Below are 18,168 nucleotides of genomic sequence, written 5' to 3'. Positions count from 1 at the left end.
GGTGACTCAGGCGGCGGTGCAGCCGGTCGCGGCGAGACCCGTGGCCGGGCCGGTGCCCTGGAAGCCGAACTCGGTCGCGGCACCGGCGCCCAGCGATCCGTTCCAGGTCGCGTTGGACACGTCGGTACCGGTGAGCCGGCCGTTCCACAGGTTGGTGACCGTCGCGCCGGGCAGGGCGAGCCGGACGGTCCAGCCGGAGATGGCAGCCGCCCCGGCGGTCACCCGGACCGACACCACGAACCCGCCGTCCCACACGTTCTGCACGGTGAGGACGGCCGAGCACCCCCGGCCCGGTTGCTGCGACGCGGACGGCGACACAGATGGCGACACAGATGGCGACACAGATGGCGACACAGATGGCGACACGGATGGCGACGCGCTTGCCGACGGCGACGCGCTCACCGAGGCCGACGGGGACACGGACCGGCTGGGGCTGGGCGACTGGGAGTCGCTCAGGACCGGGGTCTGCCAGTCGCTCCAGTCCGACAGCCGGCCCTGCGCCTTGGCGGCGATCCGGATCGTGCCGGTCTCGTTGCCGGTGCCCAGCAGGTACTTCGCGATGTGCTGTTGCAGCGGGACGCGCCACTCGGCCCGGTTGGCGCAGTGGTTGCCGTCCTGGATGTCGGACCAGTAGGTGATGTTCGCGCCCGCGCCGAGCGCCTTGTACACCTCGGCACCACCGAGGGCGGCCACGCTCGCCGAGCGCGGCCCGAGATTGGCGATGTGCGGGTTGTCCATGATGAACAGCCCCCGCGGCGCGACCATGGCGACCATCTCGTGCGTGTCGACCGGCAGCCGGTTCGGGCTGCCGGTGAACGTGCCGAACGCGTCGCCGAGCCACGGCTGCTCCCCGTAGGCGCTGCTGAGGCTCTGCGCGCCCTCCCCCGGGATGCCGCGGAAGATCGGTACCCCGGCGCTGCCCGACTCGATCGGCATGGTCAGCGCGATGCGCTGGTCGAACGCGCCGATGACGAACGCGCCCTTGCCGAACCGGGAGCAGCCCGTGACACCGACCCCGTCGGCCCGCAGGACGTTGCCGCCGGACTGGGCGATGACGTCGATGATCCGGCTGACGCCCCAGGCCCAGGCCATGAGCAGCCCGGTCTGGCTCGTCGAGCCGTAGATGCTGTAGAACGCGCCCTGCTTGTTGTTGCGGGGAGTGCCCTCCTTGCCGACCGCGTAGGGGTCGTAGTTGATGACCGCGGCACCGGCGGCCCTGATCGCGGCGGTGTCCGCGCCGAACCCGCCGAGCACGACGACGGCGGGGAACGGCCCGGTCCCGCTGGGCAGGGAGACGCCGGCGGAGAAGCTGGCGCTCTTGCCGTTGTGGGTCACGTTCACCGTGATCGTGCTGCCGGAGACGGTGCCGGTGACGCTCTGCGGCTTGCCGGGCTTCTCGCCGTAGACGAACTTCTCCGCCAGCTTCTTGACCTCCTCGCGCCGGCACCGCCAGTCGGACTTGGTGGCGATGCGGGTGCCGTCGAGGCGTTTGAAGGGGTCGGGCAGCTTGGCGTTGGTCGGTAGCGAGCCGGCGTCGGGCAGCGCCGGCACCGGGCAGTCGGCGCCCTCGTCCTCCACTGTGGACACGAGCGCGGCCTCGGCGGTGCCGGTCCTCGCCGCCACGGCGAGGCCGGCGGCGAAGGTCGCGGCGACCGTGAGCACGACGGCGGCAAGACGGAGCCTGGGACGGTGCGATCTGATGGTCATCGGGTTCTCCCCTTCAGCGTATGACGCGCCTGCCGGGAGGATCGCAGAATCCGATCGGAACTCACACGGAAACATTTCCATGAATGTCCGGACCCGGAGGTCAGGACTCCGGCTCGGTAATGCCACCGCGTGAACCTTGCACGGCCGATGACACGATGCGGGCCGGGACTGGCTGCGGCCGAAAGTTTCGACGTAGACTCCGCAGATCTTCACGGGACGGAGTCGGCATGCCGCAGCACAGCAGGGCCACCATGTCGCAGATCGCCGCCGAGGCGGGGGTGTCCGTGCCGACCGTGTCCAAGGTACTCAACGGCCGGCGCGACGTCGCCCCCGCAACCCGCGAGCGGGTGGAGGAGCTGCTGCGCCGGCGCAGCTACCTGCCCCGCCGGACGCTGCCGGCCCGCACCGTGGGCCTCATCGACGTGGTGTTCGTCGACCTCGGCAGCCCCTGGGCGATGCGGATCCTCGCCGGCGTCGAGGAGGTCGCCCACCGGGCCGGCACCGGCGTCGTGGTCTCCGCCGTGCACGGCCGGTCCCGCACCGAGCCCGACCGCCGCTGGCTGGAGAACCTTGCGGCGCGCCGCTCCGACGGGGTACTGCTGGTGCTGTCCGAGCTGTCCGCCGAGCAGCGCACCCGGCTCGCCGAGCACGGCATCCCGGTCGTCGTGGTCGACCCCGCCGGGCAGCCGGACCCGAGCATGCCGTCGGTGGGCGCCACCAACTGGACGGGCGCGCTGCGGGCCACCGAGCACCTGATCGGCCTCGGCCACCGGCGTATCGCCGTCATCGGCGGCCCCGGCGACGTGCTGTGCTCGCTGGCCCGCATCGACGGATACCGGGCCGCGATGCACGCGGCCGGGCTCGACGTCCCCGCCGGCTACGAGCGCACCGGCGACTTCACCAGCCCGACCGGCTACCGGGAGACCCTGGCGCTGCTGGACCTGCCGCAGCCGCCGACCGCCGTGTTCGCCTGCGCCGACGAGATGGCCCGCGGCGCCTACGAGGCCCTGTACGAGCGCGGCCTGCGCGTCCCCGACGACATCAGCATCGTCGGGTTCGACGACCTCGATCAGGCGCGCTGGTCCATCCCGCCGCTGACCACCGTGCGGCAGCCGCTGACCGAGATGGCCGGCACGGCCACCCGCATGCTGCTGTCGCTCATTGCCGGCGAGACGCTCGACTCGCCCCGGCTGGAGCTGGCCACGCCGCTGGTCGTGCGGGCCAGCACCGCCCCGCCCGGAAACATTGCCGACCGGTCGGAGTGAGACCGAGGCATCGACGTGCCCGTGCGGGGCTCCCTAGACTGTCGCCGTGGATCCCGCGAAAGCTCAAGCCCCAGGCGGCCGTAGGCGTCGCGGCGAGGTCACCGTCGCGACCATCGCCCAGCTCGCCGGCGTGTCACCGCCGACGGTTTCGAAAGTTCTGAATGGTCGGTCCGGCATCGCCGTGGAGACCCGGGACCGGGTCGAGGCGCTGCTGCGCGAGCACGGCTACCGGCGCGGCGAGTCCGTGGCCGCTTCGCCGAGCGTCGAGGTGGCGTTCTACGGCCTGGAGAGCCACCTGGCGATGGAGATCCTGCGCGGCGTCGAGCAGGTGGTGCGCGACCGCGGACTGGCCGTCGGCTTCACCGACCTGCAGGGCCCCGCACCCGGCGGCCGCCGCACCGCCGACCGGCTCCTCGCCCGGCGCCCGACCGGTGTCATCGCGGTCAACTCGGCGTTCCGCGCCCGGCAGTACGAGCAGCTCACCGCCAGCGGGGTGCCGATGGTGGTGCTCGACCCGACCGGCGAGCCGACGCACTCGATCCCGTCGGTCGGCGCGACGAACTGGAGCGGTGGCATCGCCGCGACCCGCCACCTGCTCGACCTCGGGCACCGGCGGGTCGGCGTGATCACCGGCCCGATGGAGTACCTGTGCGCCCGGGCCCGCCTCGAGGCGTGCCGCAGCGCCCTCGACGCCGCCGGCGTCGCCCTGGAGCCCGCGCTGGTGCGGCACGGCAGGTTCCACTTCGACGACGGTGCCCTGCTCGGCCGGCAGCTGCTCAGCCTGCCGGACCCGCCGACCGCGATCCTGTGCGGCGACGACCTGCAGGCCCTCGGCGTCTACGAGGCCGCCCGCCTGCTCGGCGTGCGCATCCCCGACGAGGTCAGCGTCGTCGGCTTCGACGACATCGAGGTGACCCGGTGGTGCGGCCCGCCGATGACCACCGTGCGGCAGCCGTTCGCCGAGATGGGCGCCGCCGCCGCCCGGATGGTGCTGCAGCTGGCGGTCGGCGAGACGGTCGAGCCGGCCCGGGTCGAGCTGGCCACCCAGCTCGTCGTGCGGGCCAGCACCGCCCCGCCGCGGCCGCGCCCGTGATGGTGCCACCGGACCGGTCCGGCCCGGTCATGGACCGCTCGGCGAAGGCCGTCATCTCCGACCTGCTCGCCCGCGACGTCACGCCGGTGCTCAGGCGGCACGGCTTCACGGGCCGGGGCAGGAACTTCCGGCGCACATTGGCGGACCGGCAGGAGCTGCTCACCGTCGAGCCGCACCCGTGGAACACCCGCCACGGCGGCGCGTTCACCGTCACCCTGGGGGTCTTCCTCGCCGACCTGGACGGCTTCGTGTCGCCGGCACCGCCGGCGGAGCCGCCCGAGGACTACCAGTGCCACCTGCGCCGCGGCATCGGGGACACCGACCCGGGGCACCACTGGTGGACGTTCGACGCGGCGAGCGACCTGGCGGCGCTCGGCACCGAGGTCCGCCACGCGGTGCAGCAGGACGCGCTCGGGCACTTCGAGCGCCTGCGCACCGGCGCCGGCGTCCTCGCGTGGGTGCGCGGGGCCCCGCTGCCGTTCGGCGCGCTGGGGCTGCGCCACGTCTACCTGGCCGCCACCGCCGGCGCGCCGGCGCTCGCCCAGCAGTGGCTCGACGGCATCGTCGGCGACGCCCCGATCCCGGCCCGGTGCGCCGCGAGGCCGCCCGGTTCGCGGCGCGGCTCGGCCTGGCCTGCCCGGCACCGACGGACACGCCCGCGCTGAGCGTGCGGTTGCGCGTCGCGGCGCCGCAGGAGCCCGACGAGGCGGTGCGGCAGCTGGCGGACAAGCTGGACCGGCACCTGACGGAGCTGCGCACGGGCCGCCCGGACGCCGACGCGACCAGGCTCTACCACACGCTCACCCGCGACGGCCCGGTCTGCACCGCCGACTTCTACGGCGCCGCCGCCGAGGACCTGCTCCGCCCGCTGCGCCGCGCCTTCGCCAAACTGTCGCCGCAGTTCGCCGAGATCGCCGTCACCACCCCGCCGGGCTAGACCCAATACCGCTGACTTAAGCGTGTTGGCTGCTACAGTGCGGTGTGCCGCGTGCTGGACAGGTGAAACCGCCGCTGGGTGAGCGGTTGTCGGATCGGATTGCGATCGGGTTGTTGACCTCGACGTTTCCGCCGGAGTTGGTGGATCGGGTGGTCGCTGAGGCGGGTCGTACGCAGCAGCGCAGCCGGTTGTTGCCGGCGCGGGCGGTGGTCTACTACGTCCTGGCGATGTGCCTGTTCTTCGGTCAGGGCTACGAGGAGGTGGCCCGGTTGCTGACCGAGGGCCTCGGTTGGGCGCGTGGCTGGCGGGGTTCGTGGCAGGTGCCGACCACGGCGGCGATCACCCGGGCCCGGGTCCGGTTAGGCCCGGAGCCGATCAAGGCGTTGTTCGCCTCGGTCTGCCGGCCGGTGGCCACCCCGGCGACGGTCGGTGCGTTCTACCGGGAGTGGCGCCTGGTCGCGGTGGACGGCACCACCTTCGATCTGCCCGACACGGTGTCCAATGTGGACTTCTTCGGCCGGCCGGGTTCGGGCCGCGGCAACGGCAGAAGCGCCTACCCGCAGGCTCGGGTCGCGGCGATCGCCGAATGTGGCACCCACGCCATCTTCGCTGCAACGACCGGGCCATTATCCACTCATGAGACCGTCCTGGCGCAGCAGCTATTCGGTGCGCTGGGCCCGGGCATGCTCCTGCTGGCCGACCGTGGATTCCTCGGCTTCGATCTGTGGCGGGAAGCCGCCGCGACCGGCGCGGACCTGCTCTGGCGGGTCAAGTCCGTTGCCGTGCTGCCCGTGATCGAGCAACTGCACGACGGTTCGTACCTGTCGCACATCTTCGCCGCCCGCGACAAGAACCGCCACGCCGACCCGATCACCGTGCGGGTGGTGGAATACACCATGCCCGGCCAGGCCACCGTCTACCGGCTGATCACCACGATCCTGGACCCGGACGCCGCTCCGGCACTCGACCTGGCCGCGTTGTACGCCCAACGCTGGGAGATCGAAACGTCCCTCGATGAACTGAAAACCCATCAAGGCCAGCCAGACATGGTCCTGCGCTCGCAGACCCCGACCGGGGTCGAACAGGAAATCTACGGCTTCCTCCTCGTGCACTACGCCGTGCGCACCCTGATGCATCACGCCGCAGCCGGCGCCGACATCGACCCCGACCGGGTGTCATTCACCCGCACCCTGCGCCTCGTACGCCGCCAGGTCACCGCCCAAGCGGCGTTTTCCCCCCTCACGACTGACCCGGGCACTGCGCCGAGGCGTCCGTGAAATCCTGCGGCACCTGACCACCCGCCGCGCCCGCAGCAACCCGCGAGTGATCAAACGCAAGATGTCGAACTGGAAACTCAAACGAGCACAACACCGCGACCCAGCACGTCCCGATCACAGCATCACCATCGTGGAAGCCACCAAACCCAACCCCACCAAGCGAAAACCACGGGCAACGACCGCCTAAGTCAGCGGTATTGGGGCTAGACCCGTCTTTCGCACATCGTTGTGAGTGGCGGTGTGTGGTGTTGGCGGGTTGGGGTGTTTAGGTCGGTGGATGGGTGTCGGTGGGGTGTCTCGGGGTCGTCGGGTGGTGTCCGGGCGGCGGGCGGAGATTGTGGCGGTGCCGGTGCTGGAGAAGCGGTTGGGGTCGTTGCCGGTGATCGCGGAGTTCTGCCGTCGTCTGGACATCGCGGGGGTCATCGACCGGGCCTGCCCGATCCGGGACCTGGCTGATGCGACGCATGGGCAGGTGATCGAGGTCCTGATCGGGAACCGGTTGACGAACCCTGCGGCGATGGTCGGGGTCGCTGGGTGGGCGCAGGCGTGGGCGGTCCAGGAGGTGTACGGCCTGCCGGCAGCGATCCTCGGTGATGACCGTCTGGCCCGTGCCCTCGACGCGATCGCACCGCACGTGGATCAGATCATCGGGTCGGTCGGCGCGGCAGCGATCGACGGTTTCGGGATTGATGTGGCCCGGCTGCACTGGGACATGACCAGCGTCTCGCTGCACGGCGCCTACGACGAGGTGCAGGACGGGTTCCCGGCGCCGGGGTGGGGGCATCCGAAAGACCGCCGCACGGATCTGAAACAGATCCAGGCCGGGATCGCGGTCGCCTCCGACGGCGGTGTCCCGATCTTCCACCAGGCCTACGACGGCGGCGCCGGAGAGATCTCTCAGGTCGTCGAAGCGATGCAACGCCTGCAGGCTCTGGCCGGCCCCCGCCGGTTCCTGCTGGTCGGGGACTCGAAACTGCTGTCCTACGGCAACATCACCGCGATGAGCGACGCCGGGGTCGGGTTCATCGCGCCCCTGGCCGCGGCCCGGGTCCCGGCCGGGCTGTTCGCCGCACTCGACCCGCAGACCGCCGTGCCGGTGGACTACACCGCGCTGCGCGACGCCGGGAAGCCCGCAGACCGGCGCGGCGCCTACCGGGTCGTCGAGGACGTCATGGACATCCCCGGCCCCCGCAAACGCGACCCGGTCCACCAACTGCGCCGGGTCCTGGTCCACTCCACCGCGAACCAGACCGCCGCGGTCAAGGCCCGCACGTTGAAACTCGACAAAGCCCGCACCGAACTGGACACCCTCACCCGCACCGCCGGCACCCGCCACCACCCCGACACCGCCGCCGTCACCGCCAAAGCCGAGCAGATCAGCCGGCACCGCCGCGTCAGCAGCTACCTCCGCACCCAGGTCACCGAACACCCCGACACCGGCAAACCGGTGTTCGCCTGGCACTACGATCAGACCGCCATCGACGCCGAGGCCGCCACCGACGGCTGGTACGCCCTGCTGTCCAACCTGCCCCCGCAGGAAGCCGACGCCGCTGAGATCCTGCGCCGCTACAAGAACCAACCCGTCGTGGAACAGCGCTACGCCACCATCAAGGGACCCCTCGCAGTCGCCCCCATGTTCCTGCGGCACAACCGGCGGATCACCGCACTCATCACCGTCATCTGCCTCGCTCTGCTCATCTTCAGCCTCATCGAACGCGAGGTCCGCACCAACCTCGCCCCCAACACCGAAATGATCGGGTTCTACGCATACGACAACCGCGCCGTGAGACCCACCGGCCGACTCATCCTGCAAGCCCTCCACGACCTACGACTCATCCCCGCCCACGACCAACAGCCACCCAGAATCCCCCAACCCGGATGGCTGCAAGCCCAACTCCTCGCACTGCTCAACACCGACCCGACCCGACCCCGCTGGTGAGCACAAACCACCACTCACAACCATGTGCGAAAGACGGGGCTAGAGAAGCCGCGGGCGCCGTCACCACCCCGCCACGCCAGAAGCCGCGGGCGCCGTCACCACCCCGCCACGCCAGAAGCCGCGGGCGCCGTCACCACCGCGCCGGGCTAGAAGTCGCGGGCGTCGTCGAACCATTTCAGGGCGGCCTCGGTGAGGTCACCGAACGGGGTGGCGGCGGTCAGCTGGAACACCGCCTCGCCGGCGTCCTCCCGGTCGGGTGTCTCGATGCCGGGCATCGCGTTGATCACGCCGACGAACGCGCGGACCGCCGCCTCGACCGCCGCCGGTGCCGTCGCGGCCGCGATGTCCCGCTCGGCCGCGCGGTACGCCGTGACCGCCGCCTTGGCCTTGCGGCCCTGCCAGGCCGAGAACGGCAGGCCGTACTCGGTGGCGAACCACTCCGGCCCGCGCAGCTGGGAGACGCTGCTGTGCCGCCACTGCCGGCCGGACCGGCGCAGCTCGCCGCGCAGCCGCCGGCCGGTGGCGTCCTCGACGTTGAACGCGATCAGGTGGGTCAGGTCCGGCCAGTCGTGCAGGGCGGGCAGGCCGGCGAGGTCCGGGCAGTACCGCAGCTGCAGCGCGGTCAGGTGCCGCAGCCGCGCGAGTGCATCCACGCCGGCCAGTTGCCCGGCGAGCGCCACGCTGCGCACCTCGGGAAACTGCAGCAGGCTCGCGCAGTCGAACGGCTGGCGCAGCGGCCGCACCGTCACGTCGACCGAGTGCGCGCCGGCGAACGCGGGCAGATCCGGCAGGCGCAGCGGCGCCGCGTCCGGCGACGGCAGCGTGTCAGGGGCGAAGGCCAGCCTCGGGCAGGCGTCGCCGTCGGCGGGCGCGGCCGTCAGCAGGCCCAGGTCGCCGGTGACGGACAGGCTCCCGTGCGGCGCCGACGGCACGGTCAGGCGCAGCGGCGCGTCGCGCAGGGTGATGCCGAGGTGGCCGATCTGCGCGGCGGAGGCGTCGACCGCGTGCGCGGCGCGCGGCCGCCAGTCGAAGGTCTCGATCGGCCGGCGCCGCGCCCAGCCGAAGAACCCGGTGTCGTCGCCCTCGTAGACAATCCGGCGCGGCCACGGATATCCGGCCGGCACGGTGAACGGGTCGAACACCGACCAGTCGATCGCGTCGCCCGCGGCGACGACCAGGTCCGGGCGCGGCGTCGTGCCCGCGGGCCCGATGACGACGACGCCGACACCGGGGCTGCGCACCAGCCGGTGGCTGTCCGGGCCGGTCAGCGAGATGACGGACGTTTCGTCGCGTGACATCCGGTCATCCTCGCACCGGGCCGCGACCCGGCCGTTGACAACCAAGTATGTTTGTCACAAAACTATATCCGTGACGCAGCTGCCGATCGTGATCGCCGGTGCGGGCATCGGCGGGCTCGCCGCCGCGCTGAGCCTGCACGCGGCCGGGTTCCGCGACGTGCGGGTGTTCGAGCGCGCCGCCGAGCTGCGCCCGCTCGGCGTCGGCGTCAACCTGCTCCCCCACGCGGTGCGCGAGCTGACCGAGCTGGGCCTCGCCGACCGCGTCGCCCGTCTCGGGGTGGCACCCGGCACGCTCGCCTACTTCAACCGGTTCGGGCAGCCGATCTGGCGCGAGCCACGCGGGATCGAGGCGGGCTACCGGTGGCCGCAGCTTTCGGTGTACCGCGGGCGCCTGCAACTCGAGCTCCTCGACGCGGTGCGGGAACGCCTCGGCCCGGGCGCCGTGTGCACGGGGCACCGGCTCGTCGCCGTGGCGCCCGGACCCGGCCCCGGCACGGACGTCGCCACGTTCGCCACGGCTGGCGGCGAGGTGCGCGTGAGCGCGGGGCTCGTCATCGGCGCCGACGGCATCCACTCCGCGCTGCGCCGGCAGTGGTATCCCGGCGAGGGCGACCCGGTCTGGAACGGCCTCACCCTGTGGCGGGGCACCGCGCACGTCCCCGCCTACCTCGATGGGCGGACCATGGTCATGGCCGGCGACGGCGAGCAGAAGTTCGTCGCCTACCCGGTCGGGCCGCCGGACGCCGCCGGGAAGGCCCGGGTGAACTTCGTCGCCGAACGGCGCACCGACGGCGCCGGCGCCGCCGACTGGAACCGGCCGGTCGACCCCGCGCCGATCGTCGCGCTGTTCCGCGACTGGCGGTTCGACTGGCTCGACGTGCCCGCCGTCATCGCCGCCGCCGGCGAGATCCTCGAGTACCCGATGGTCGACCGCGACCCCGTCGAGCGCTGGACGTGCGGCCGTTCGACGCTGCTCGGCGACGCCGCCCACCCGATGTACCCGAACGGCTCCAACGGCGCCTCCCAGGCGATCCTCGACGCGCGCACCCTCGCCTACCACCTCGCCACGGCGCCCTCGACCGGGGAGGCGCTCGCCGCGTACGAGGCCGACCGCCGTCCGGCCACCACGGCGCTGGTGCTCAGCAACCGCCGGCAGGGACCCGAGCAGGTGATGGTCCTGGCGCACGAGCGCGCGCCGGACGGCTTCGCCGACATCCACGACGTGATCCCCGCCGCCGAGCTCGCCGGCATCGCCGCCGGCTACAAGCGGGCCGCCGGCTTCGACCCCGACGCGCTCAACGCCCGCGCGTCGCTGACCCCGCCCGGCGCCGCCCGGTGACCGCCGCCGGGGGCCTTCGACCCCGCGCGCCTCGCCGCGGTCATCTCGCCGCTGCGGCGCACGCTGCTGGCCGCCGCCCGCGCCGCCGAGCACCTGCCGGAGATCCCCGACGCGCAGATCGAGGTCATCCGCGCCCTGCCCGGCGGCACCGTCGCGACGTCCGGCGAGCTCGCCGCCCGCCTCGGCCTGAACCGTTCGACCGTCAGCAACCTGCTCACCGCGATGGAGGCCGCCGGCCTCGTCGCCCGCCGGCAGCACACCGGCGACCGCCGGCGCGTCGAGATCGTGGCGACCGCGAAGGCCCTCGACCTGTTCGACCGCTTCGACCTCGCCAGCGCGACGCTCGTGGACGCCGCCGCCGCGACGCTGCCCGCCGGGGACCGCGCCGCGCTCGCCGCCGCGCTGCCCGCCCTCGAACGGCTCCGCGACGCGCTCGCCGCCCGCTACTCCGCCACCCCGGAACCCGCCACCCCGAACATCTGAGGACACCCCCGAGGACGTCGAATGACCGCACTGCGCAAGCGACTCTCCCGATGGATGCAGACCAGGCTGATCAAGGGCCTGACGCCCGGACCCTACGAGTGCACGGTCCGCAGGGACCTCCGCGTCCCGATGGACGACGGTGTCGAGCTCCTCGCCGACCTCATCACCCCCGTCGGCGCCGCCGGCCCGCCACTGCCGACCGTGGTCATCCGCGGGCCGTACGGGCGTCGCGGGCCGGTCGCGGGCCAGGCCAAGGCCCTGGCCCGCGAGGGCTTCACCGTGCTGTTCCAGAGCTGCCGCGGCACCTGGGGGTCGCAGGGCGTGTTCACCCCGCAGGTCGACGAGCAGCGCGACGGGATCGCGACGCACCGGTGGGTGCGGCGGCAGCCGTGGTGCACCGGGCCCGTCGCCACGTTCGGCGCCAGCTACATGGGCTACACGCAATGGGCGGTCGCCGGGCGGCTGTCGCGGGAGGACCCGGACACCGCGCCGGACGCGCTGTGCCTCATCACCACGATGCCCGACTTCGGCGCCATCACCTGGGACAACGGCGCGTTCTCGCTGCGCAACGCCCTGGGCTGGACGCGGATGATGGACCGCATGACCCGCCGCCCGGGGCCGGCGCTGCTGCTGGCCATGGCGCTGCCCGACCCGAGGCTGGGCAGGGCCTTCGGGGTGCTGCCGCTCAGCGCCGGCGACACCGCGGCGACCGGGCATCCCGTGCACTGGTATCAGGACTGGGTCGCGCACGAGCGGCTCACCGACGAATACTGGACGTCGCAGTCGCACGCGGCCTCCGTCGCGGACGTCACCGCACCGGTCAGCATGGTCACCGGGTGGTACGACATCTTCCTGCCGTGGCAGCTGCGCGACTACGCCCGGCTCGCCGCCGCGGGCCGGCCGCCACGGCTCACGGTCGGGCCGTGGGGGCACGTGTCGCCCGGCATGGGCGCGCCGGTCGTCGCCGAGACGGTGGCGTTCCTCAAGGAGCACCTCGCCGGCGGGGCGGCCACCCGGGTCGCGCCGGTCCGCGCGTACCTCACCGGTGCCGGGCAGTGGCACGACCTGCCGGCCTGGCCGCCGCCCGGCACCGCCGCGCGGACCTGGCATCCGGCCGCGTCCGGCGGGCTCGCCGGCGCGCCGGACGGCGGGGTCACGCGGTACACGTACGACCCCGACGACCCGACGCCGGCGGTCGGCGGGCCGAGCCTGCAGCCGAACTCGGCGCCCGTCGACAACGCCGCCCATGAGCGCCGCGCCGACGTCGCCGTGTTCCGCGGCGAGCCCCTCGCCGCCGACACCGTCGTGGCCGGCGAACCCGTCGCCCGCGTCAGGTTCCGCTCGTCGCGGCCGAGCACGGACCTGTTCGTCCGCATCTGCGACGTGCACCCCGACGGCCGGTCGATGACGGTCTGCGACGGCATCCGGCGGGTCGGCGGCGTCGCGGCGGTCGACGCCGACCCGGACCCCGACGGCTTCCGCGAGGCCGAGGTGCGGCTGTGGCCGGCGTTCCACCGGTTCGCGGCGGGGCACCGCATCGGCGTGCAGATCAGCTCGGGCGCGCACCCGCGGTACGCGAGAAATCCCGGCACCGGCGAACCCGCGGCGGTCGCGGCCACCACGCACCGGGCGGAGCAGGAGATCTCCCACGCCACCGCGATCGAGCTGCCGGTGTGGACGCCGTGACGGCGCCCGTCCCCGGGCTGGAGCGGGCGCTGGACGTGGAGGCGCGGCTCGGGCCGATCGAGGACCACGGCATGACGCGGGCCGGGCACCGCCGGGTCGTGCCGATCGTCGGCGGGCACGTCCGCGGGCTGTTCGACGCGGAGATCCTGCACGGCGGCGCCGACTGGCAGCTCGTCCGCCCCGACGGCGCCGTCGAGATCGACACCCGGTACTCGGCGCGGACCGCCGGCGGCGAGCACGTCTTCATCCGCACGTTCGGGGTCCGCTCCGGCCCGCCGGGCGTCCTGGCGGCGCTCGGGCGCGGCGAGCCGGTCGACCCGTCCGAGTACTACTTCCGCATCGGGCTGCACCTGGAGACGTCCGCGCCGCGGCTCGCCGGGCTGGAGCGGTCCATCTTCGTGGCGTCCGCCGTGCGCGAGGCCGACCTGGTGCGGTACACCGCCTACCGGGTCACGTGAAAGTTCCACCGCGGCAGCAGCATCGATGCCACCGCCCGCCCCGGCGCGTTGACAGCGCCGCCGGGGACCACCACGCTCGCGGCGGCGAGCCGAGGGTGGACGGGAGTCGTTGGTGGACAACAGCACGAGCCACATCGTCGCGTTCCACGGGGACGGCTGCGGTGCCGAGGAGCTGACGTGGGGGCAGCGCGACGTCTGGGACCTCATGCGGCGCACCGGGCGGACCATGAACATCGGCGGCACCGTCCCCGCCGCCCCCGGTGAGACCGTCGAGCGGATCGCCGCCCTGCTGCGCTTCCTGGTGAGCCGGCACCAGGCGCTGCGCACCCGGCTGTCCCAGGTGGACGGTGGGCCGCCCCGGCAGGTCGTGTCGGACTCCGGCGAGATCACCCTCGAGGTGCTCGACACCGCGCAGGACCCGGACCTGGTCGCGGAGCGGCTCCGGGTGCGGTACCAGACGACCCCGTTCGACCCGTTCACGCAGTGGCCGGTGCGGATGGCCGTGGTGCGCTCCGGCGGGACGCTCACCCACGTCGTGGTGATGTACTACCACGTCGTCGTGGACGGGTTCGCCATCAACGCGATCGTCCGCGACCTGGCCCACCTCGACCAGGACACGGGCCTGGCGACCGCGCCCGCGGAGGGCACGCAGCCGCTGGAGCTGGCCCGGCAGCAGCGGACCCCGGCGGCGCGGCGGCACAGCGAGCAGTCGCTGCGGTACTGGCGGCGGCAGCTGCACCGCATCCCGCCCAGCCCGGCCACGCCCGCCGTCGCCGCCGATCCCGGGCAGCCGCGGTTCTGGGAGGTCGTCTGCGCCTCGCCGGCGACGGCGCTGGCGATCCGGCGGGTCGCGGCGCGGACCCGGGTCGCGTCCGGCCCGATCCTCCTCGCCGCGTACGCGGTCGCGACCGCCCGCCTGGCCGGCGCGGACACCGCCGTCGTGCAGGTCATCGTCAGCAACCGGTTCCGGCCCGGGTTCGCCGAGGCGGTCGGCAGCCTGCGCCAGTTCGGGCTCTGCGTGATCGACGTGACCGGCCCGTTCGACGAGGTCGTCGCGCGGGCGTGGATCGCGGCGATCGGCGCCTACAAGCACGGCTACTACGACCCCGTCGCGCACCGGGACCTCGTCGCCGGCCACGACCTGTCGTGCTACCTCAACGACCGGCGGACCGAGACCCGCGACGAGGACCGCGGGCCGGTCCCGGCCGAGGACGACGTGCGCGCGGCGCTCGCCGGCACCACGGTGCGCTGGGGGGTGCGCGAGGACACCTACGACGGTTCGCTGTACCTGCACGTCGAGGACGACGTGCACTACTCGCTGTGGGGCGACACCCACCGGTACACCGCGGACGCGATCGAACGGTGCGCCAGGGACGTCGAGGCGGTGCTGGTCGAGGCCGCGCTGGGGCTCGTCACGGCGCCTCGATGAACGCCTCCCCGGCGTTGAGGGCCCGGAAGTCGTCCATGCCGAGCAGCGCGACCGCCGGGGCGACCTGCGTGTGCATGGCCAGCAGCGCGGCGATCTTGCAGTCCAGCGCGGCACCGGTGAGGCGCACGTCCAGCGCCAGGTCCTCGCGGGCCACGCCGACGGGGCGCTCGTCGGTCATGAAGACCCGCCACTGCTCATACCGCTCGCCCCAGGTCTCCAGGTGCTCCGCGGTCATCGTCGCGTGCAGCAGCCGCCCGGGCCGGGCCGCCCGGTCCCATGCCGCCCCGACCCACGCGGAGATCGTCTGGTGGTCGGGGTGGAACGTCCCGCCGTCCGGCCCGAACGTGAGCACCGTGTCCGGGGCGACGTCGGCGAGCAGCGCCGCGATCCGCTCGACCGGCCCGGCGGGGTCGAGCGCCGCCATCCCGCCGTCGGGGTAGTCCAGGAAGCGGTGGTCGGTGACGCCGAGCACGGCCATCGCCGCGGCCGCCTCCCAGCGCCGGGTGCGGCCGAGCCGCTCCGGCGGCCACGCGACCGCGTCGTCGGTGCCGTGCTCCCCGACGGTCGCCGAGACGCACACGACCCGCTGCCCGTTGGCGGCGGCGGCGGCCATGAGCCCACCGGCCAGATACGTCTCGTCGTCGGGGTGCGCCCAGATCGACACGATCGTGCCGAGCTTCTCGACCTGCTCCGTCACCTGCTGTTCCATCCCTCCATGGATACAGCACGATCCCCGGCCACGGCCCGGGCCGGCACTGTCGGCTCCCCGTCAGGGGGCCGCGGTCAGCGGCAGCTCGACCCGGCTGCCCACCGGCCCTGGCCCTCGGGGAGCCCGCGGGCCTGATCCACCGCCGCCAACCGGCTCCGCGACTCCAGGACACCGTCCGACGCCCGCGTCGCCCGTCTGCTCATCCCCGTCCTCGGTGCGCCGGCCCACGACGGCGACAGGTGGCGATCCGGCGAAACTCGAAGTGCCCGATGAGGTCTGACGTTCCCCGCTGCGCCGCCCGGTGGACAATATGGACCGTGAGCCGGATCCTCATCGTCGACGACGACGAGCCGTTGCTGCGCGCGCTGCGGGTCAACCTCACCGCCCGCGGCTACCAGGTCGACACCGCCGTCACCGCGACCGCCGGGCTCATCTCGGCCGGCAACCACCACCCCGACCTCGCCATCGTCGACCTGGGGCTGCCCGACCTGGACGGCATCGAGGTCGTGAAGGGTCTGCGCGGCTGGAGCGACGTGCCGATCATCGTGCTGTCCGCGCGACACTCGGAGCCCTCGAAGGTCGCGGCGCTGGACGCCGGCGCCGACGACTACGTCACGAAGCCGTTCGGCGTCGACGAGCTCCTCGCGAGGATCCGGGCCGCGCTGCGCCGCGGGGCGCCGTCCCCTGGGGCGCCCGTCATCACGACCGCGTCGTTCACCCTCGACCTGGCGACCAAGCGGGCCGTCGGCCCCGGCGGCGAGGTCGGGCTGACCCCGACGGAGTGGCACCTGCTGGAGGTCCTGGCCCGCAACCCCGGGACCGTCGTCGAGCACCGGCAGCTGCTGCGGGAGGTGTGGGGCCCGCAGTACGAGACGGAGACCAACTACCTGCGGGTGCACTTCGCCAACCTGCGCCGCAAGCTCGAACGCGACCCGGCCCGGCCGCGGCACATCGTCAACCGCCCCGGCCTGGGCTACCGCCTGGACCTGTAGGACACGCCTCAGGGCTCAGCGCGGGGCGACGCGGCGCATGCAGGCGACGAAGCCCTGGTCCATGCTGACCAGCTCCCAGCCGCGGGTCTCCAGGTACTCGACCGCGGTCAGCACCTCGTCGAACATCGTGTTCTCGCCCGCGGCCCGGTTGAAGGCGGCGTTGACCGCCGTCGACACGGACATGGACGGGCCGACGACGATGTACCGGAACGGGTAGCCGTCCAGGACGGCCCGGCCGGTCGCGATGTCGTTGGCCCGGAAGACCCGGGACGGTCGTGGTGGTGGCATCACGGCATCATCACACGGCGCGGATCAGCGGTGGTGGATGAGCCGGCCGCGCACCACGACCGCGCGGGGCGCGTCGAGCTGGGCGAGGTCGGTGCGCGGGTCGGTGTCGTAGACGACGACGTCCGCGGGGGCGCCGTCGGTGAGCCCGCCGAGCCCGAGATACTCCCGGGCCGTCCACGACGCGGCGGCCAGGGCCTGGTGCGGCGGCGCACCAGCGGCGACGAACGCGCGCACCTCGTCGGCGATCCGCCCGTGCGGCCGGGAATCGGTGCCGGCCAGCACGGTGACCCCGGCCTCGAACGCCGCGACGGTCAGCGCGCCGTGCGCCCCGGCACCGGCGAGATACCAGTCCCGCTGCGGGCTGTCCGGGTCGCGGCGGCGCCGCTCCAGCGACGCCGTGATGACCCGCAGGGTCGGGGTGAGGGCGGTGCCCTGCGCCGCCATCCGCGTCAGCAGCGCCGGGTCCATGCACATGCCGTGCTCCAGTGAGTCGACCCCGGCCTCGACCGCGGCGGCGGCGCCGGTCGCGTGCTGGCTGTGCACGGCGACCCGCCCGCCGACCGCGTGCACCCGCGCGACCACGTCGCGCAGGACCTCGACCGGGATGCCGGGCTCGCCGAGGCTCCAGTCGCCGATGAGTTTCGCCCATCCGCTGCGCGCCGCCTGCTCGGCCGCCGCCGCGGGCGCCCGTCCAGCCCGGGCCGCCGGGCCCAGCCGTCGAAGAACTGCCCGTGCTGGGCGAGCCACGGCCCGGCGTGCAACGCCCGGGGACCGTCCTCGCCGGCGCCGAACCAGGCGGGCGGGTCGCCGGCCAGTCCCGGCGCGCGGATCAGGGTGACGCCGGCCGCCACGTGCGCCCGCAGGTCGGCGCGGAGCAGCGCCTCGTCGAGCGGCTGCCCGGGCTCCTCGGCGCCGGGGTGCGTGTGCGCGTCGACCAGCCCCGGCACCAGCCAGCCCGCGGCGACCGTCTCGCCCCCGGCGACCCGCTCGGTGCTCCAGCGGTCACCGTCGGCCCACAGTTGCACCGGCTCGCCGTCGGGCAGCGCGTATCCGCGAACGTGCAGGACCGTCACGATGCTGCCGCCACGCCGTCGGGCATGCCGGCCAGCGTAGGCGCCGCCGACCGGATCCCGCTGCCCCTGACGCCCCTGCGCCGGTGCCCGCGTGGCGTCGGTGGCGGTCACGGGATCGCCGACGGCGGCGATCCGGTCCGCCGCGGGATCGTCACACGGCCGGCGGCGTGGTGCCGTCCGGCCGTGTGACGGGTC

18 protein-coding genes are annotated in these 18,168 nt (G+C 73.7%); 13 read left to right on the top strand and 5 right to left on the bottom strand.

Annotated features, from left to right (window positions below; translation table 11 throughout):
* Positions 1-6: 6 nt before the first annotated feature.
* Complete coding sequence (locus OHA72_RS31045) at positions 7-1,707, bottom strand: glucuronyl esterase domain-containing protein (RefSeq protein ID WP_327011327.1); 1,701 nt, start codon at positions 1,705-1,707, stop codon at positions 7-9.
* Positions 1,708-1,934: 227 nt separating this feature from the next.
* On the opposite strand from OHA72_RS31045, the gene OHA72_RS31040 reads away from it, so the two are divergent.
* From OHA72_RS31040 to OHA72_RS31015, 6 genes are all read left to right on the top strand, one after another.
* Positions 1,935-2,972 carry a LacI family DNA-binding transcriptional regulator gene (locus tag OHA72_RS31040; protein WP_327011326.1) on the top strand — a complete coding sequence of 346 codons (1,038 nt, stop codon included), beginning with the start codon at positions 1,935-1,937 and terminating at the stop codon, positions 2,970-2,972.
* A 46-nt stretch (positions 2,973-3,018) separates the two neighbouring features.
* Positions 3,019-4,065, top strand: coding sequence for a LacI family DNA-binding transcriptional regulator (locus OHA72_RS31035; protein WP_327011325.1), 1,047 nt, complete (start codon positions 3,019-3,021; stop codon positions 4,063-4,065).
* On the top strand, positions 4,065-4,730 hold the full coding sequence (locus tag OHA72_RS31030; protein WP_327011706.1) for a DUF4304 domain-containing protein: 666 nt from the start codon (positions 4,065-4,067) through the stop codon (positions 4,728-4,730). The genes OHA72_RS31035 and OHA72_RS31030 overlap by 1 nt, the downstream gene beginning before the upstream one ends.
* Positions 4,655-5,002, top strand: a complete 348-nt coding sequence (locus OHA72_RS31025) for a hypothetical protein (protein ID WP_327012000.1) — start codon at positions 4,655-4,657, stop codon at positions 5,000-5,002. Before OHA72_RS31030 ends, OHA72_RS31025 begins: the two co-directional genes overlap by 76 nt.
* A 44-nt stretch (positions 5,003-5,046) precedes the next feature.
* Positions 5,047-6,279, top strand: a complete 1,233-nt coding sequence (locus tag OHA72_RS31020; RefSeq protein ID WP_327007007.1) for an IS4 family transposase — start codon at positions 5,047-5,049, stop codon at positions 6,277-6,279.
* Between the two features lie 292 nt (positions 6,280-6,571).
* Positions 6,572-8,218 (top strand): IS1634 family transposase, encoded by a 1,647-nt coding sequence (locus tag OHA72_RS31015; RefSeq protein ID WP_327005174.1) that lies wholly within the window; start codon positions 6,572-6,574, stop codon positions 8,216-8,218.
* Between the two features lie 146 nt (positions 8,219-8,364).
* Here the strand turns inward: OHA72_RS31015 and OHA72_RS31010 are convergent, their stop codons facing one another.
* Positions 8,365-9,516 (bottom strand): hypothetical protein, encoded by a 1,152-nt coding sequence (locus OHA72_RS31010; protein WP_327011324.1) that lies wholly within the window; start codon positions 9,514-9,516, stop codon positions 8,365-8,367.
* A gap of 70 nt (positions 9,517-9,586) precedes the next feature.
* On the opposite strand from OHA72_RS31010, the gene OHA72_RS31005 reads away from it, so the two are divergent.
* From OHA72_RS31005 to OHA72_RS30985, 5 genes are all read left to right on the top strand, one after another.
* Positions 9,587-10,855: a flavin-dependent oxidoreductase gene (locus OHA72_RS31005; RefSeq protein ID WP_327011323.1), complete on the top strand. Its 1,269-nt coding sequence runs from the start codon at positions 9,587-9,589 to the stop codon at positions 10,853-10,855.
* A gap of 42 nt (positions 10,856-10,897) precedes the next feature.
* On the top strand, positions 10,898-11,338 hold the full coding sequence (locus tag OHA72_RS31000; RefSeq protein WP_327011705.1) for a MarR family winged helix-turn-helix transcriptional regulator: 441 nt from the start codon (positions 10,898-10,900) through the stop codon (positions 11,336-11,338).
* A 21-nt stretch (positions 11,339-11,359) separates the two neighbouring features.
* Complete coding sequence (locus OHA72_RS30995; RefSeq protein ID WP_327011322.1) at positions 11,360-13,024, top strand: CocE/NonD family hydrolase; 1,665 nt, start codon at positions 11,360-11,362, stop codon at positions 13,022-13,024.
* The gene (locus tag OHA72_RS30990; protein WP_327011321.1) at positions 13,012-13,482 is read left to right on the top strand and encodes a DUF3237 domain-containing protein; all 471 of its coding nucleotides are present in this window, start codon (positions 13,012-13,014) and stop codon (positions 13,480-13,482) included. The genes OHA72_RS30995 and OHA72_RS30990 overlap by 13 nt, the downstream gene beginning before the upstream one ends.
* A 112-nt stretch (positions 13,483-13,594) precedes the next feature.
* Positions 13,595-14,911 carry a condensation domain-containing protein gene (locus OHA72_RS30985; RefSeq protein WP_327011320.1) on the top strand — a complete coding sequence of 439 codons (1,317 nt, stop codon included), beginning with the start codon at positions 13,595-13,597 and terminating at the stop codon, positions 14,909-14,911.
* On the opposite strand, the gene OHA72_RS30980 is transcribed toward OHA72_RS30985, so the two are convergent.
* Positions 14,895-15,620 (bottom strand): PIG-L deacetylase family protein, encoded by a 726-nt coding sequence (locus OHA72_RS30980; RefSeq protein WP_327011319.1) that lies wholly within the window; start codon positions 15,618-15,620, stop codon positions 14,895-14,897. The genes OHA72_RS30985 and OHA72_RS30980 overlap by 17 nt on opposite strands.
* 317 nt (positions 15,621-15,937) lie before the next feature.
* Between OHA72_RS30980 and OHA72_RS30975 the strand changes: the two genes are divergently transcribed.
* Positions 15,938-16,612 carry a response regulator gene (locus OHA72_RS30975; RefSeq protein ID WP_327011318.1) on the top strand — a complete coding sequence of 225 codons (675 nt, stop codon included), beginning with the start codon at positions 15,938-15,940 and terminating at the stop codon, positions 16,610-16,612.
* Between the two features lie 15 nt (positions 16,613-16,627).
* On the opposite strand, the gene OHA72_RS30970 is transcribed toward OHA72_RS30975, so the two are convergent.
* On the bottom strand, positions 16,628-16,900 hold the full coding sequence (locus tag OHA72_RS30970; RefSeq protein WP_327011317.1) for a hypothetical protein: 273 nt from the start codon (positions 16,898-16,900) through the stop codon (positions 16,628-16,630).
* A gap of 24 nt (positions 16,901-16,924) precedes the next feature.
* Positions 16,925-17,647: an amidohydrolase family protein gene (locus OHA72_RS30965; RefSeq protein ID WP_327011316.1), complete on the bottom strand. Its 723-nt coding sequence runs from the start codon at positions 17,645-17,647 to the stop codon at positions 16,925-16,927.
* Here OHA72_RS30965 and OHA72_RS30960 point away from each other — a divergent pair.
* Positions 17,632-18,162 (top strand): hypothetical protein, encoded by a 531-nt coding sequence (locus tag OHA72_RS30960; protein WP_327011315.1) that lies wholly within the window; start codon positions 17,632-17,634, stop codon positions 18,160-18,162. The genes OHA72_RS30965 and OHA72_RS30960 overlap by 16 nt on opposite strands.
* The last annotated feature ends 6 nt before the right edge of the window (positions 18,163-18,168 follow it).

Origin of the sequence: Dactylosporangium sp. NBC_01737, from assembly GCF_035963215.1 — a bacterium.
Taxonomy (GTDB): Bacteria; Actinomycetota; Actinomycetes; order Mycobacteriales; family Micromonosporaceae; genus Dactylosporangium.
Note: the sequence above shows the minus strand (reverse complement) of the source record. Positions and strands in the feature narration are given on the sequence as shown.

Coding starts and splice junctions, on each gene's coding strand:
- OHA72_RS31030 (WP_327011706.1), top strand. CDS start 4,065: ATGGTGCCACCGGACCGGTCCGGCCCGGTCATGGACCGCTCGGCGAAG.
- OHA72_RS30980 (WP_327011319.1), bottom strand. CDS start 15,620: ATGGAACAGCAGGTGACGGAGCAGGTCGAGAAGCTCGGCACGATCGTG.
- OHA72_RS31045 (WP_327011327.1), bottom strand. CDS start 1,707: ATGACCATCAGATCGCACCGTCCCAGGCTCCGTCTTGCCGCCGTCGTG.
- OHA72_RS30970 (WP_327011317.1), bottom strand. CDS start 16,900: ATGCCACCACCACGACCGTCCCGGGTCTTCCGGGCCAACGACATCGCG.
- OHA72_RS31010 (WP_327011324.1), bottom strand. CDS start 9,516: ATGTCACGCGACGAAACGTCCGTCATCTCGCTGACCGGCCCGGACAGC.
- OHA72_RS31040 (WP_327011326.1), top strand. CDS start 1,935: ATGCCGCAGCACAGCAGGGCCACCATGTCGCAGATCGCCGCCGAGGCG.
- OHA72_RS30995 (WP_327011322.1), top strand. CDS start 11,360: ATGACCGCACTGCGCAAGCGACTCTCCCGATGGATGCAGACCAGGCTG.